Raw genomic sequence first — 439 nt, forward strand, 5'->3', positions numbered from 1 at the left:
TAATCCGATAGCAGATGGATTAAATATTGATACAGTAAAACCTGTCTATTATGGTCCAGCAGATAAGTATAAAGGGAGATAGCAAATAAAAATGATGGAGGAAAAATATGAAAAAAATATTAAAAATAGTAATATTTACAATGACTATATTGAGCTTTACTGCTTGTTCTGTTTTGGATAAAACTTATTTTTACTATCAAAGACTTAATAAATATGTAGACCTAGATGGATATACTACAGATGGAGATAAAAGTGATAGTCCTATTAGATATATAGAATTAACTCCAATAGATTATGCTAATCATAAAACATCAGAAAAAGTAGAAATTTTAAGTGATAAAATAAAAGCAGTGTATAATGGAAAGGAATATTATCTTAATGTAACAAAAAAAAGTAAAAGATCTGTATTACCATATAAGGAAGGAGTAATTTTAAAAGA

1 protein-coding gene is annotated in these 439 nt (G+C 25.5%); it reads left to right on the forward strand.

What is annotated here, in order from left to right; translation table 11 throughout:
• Positions 1–107 precede the first annotated feature (107 nt).
• Positions 108–439 (forward strand): hypothetical protein (locus IX290_RS11480; protein ID WP_211493325.1); only part of this gene is annotated, 332 nt, incomplete at its 3' end.

Origin of the sequence: Fusobacterium sp. DD2, assembly GCF_018205345.1 — a bacterium.
Taxonomy (GTDB): Bacteria; Fusobacteriota; Fusobacteriia; order Fusobacteriales; family Fusobacteriaceae; genus Fusobacterium_A.